This window comes from Salinivibrio sp. ML198 (genome assembly GCF_001996015.1).
Taxonomy (GTDB): Bacteria; Pseudomonadota; Gammaproteobacteria; order Enterobacterales; family Vibrionaceae; genus Salinivibrio; species Salinivibrio siamensis.
In genome coordinates, this window is the sequence record NZ_MUEZ01000066.1 from 1 (window position 1) to 406 (window position 406).

Genomic DNA, 406 nt, shown 5'->3' on the forward strand with positions numbered 1-406 from the left:
CGATGGCTCAAATGCTTCTTACCAGCTCACCATCGCTTTTCGCAGGTTAGTACGTCCTTCATCGCCTCTGACTGCCAAGGCATCCACCGTCTACGCTTAATCACTTAACCATACAACCCCAAGAGGTCTTTTTGCTCGATCTTTCTCTTTTATACGGCCTCTTGCTCACCGTTTGCTTGGTCACGTAACACGTTACGCTCCCCGCGACAAACGCCTCGCGCGAGATTGTCTAAAAAAGAAATCTGCGTCGCAAAACCACTCAGTGTTGAATCATCAACCAATTAAGGTTTTGTTTTTGCCGGACTCAAAATAGAGACTTTGCTTATCAAATAAGACAAAGCCCAAGCACACTTGATTGTGTGAGTGACATTACATGTCACTGATTGAGAACTTTACTGTCATTCTT

At 44.8% G+C, this 406-nt stretch carries 1 rRNA gene; it reads right to left on the minus strand.

Annotation, left to right across the window (positions count from 1 at the left end):
- Positions 1-110: ribosomal RNA gene (locus BZG25_RS15750) — 23S ribosomal RNA — on the minus strand; the annotation flags it as partial.
- Positions 111-406: the final 296 nt, after the last annotated feature.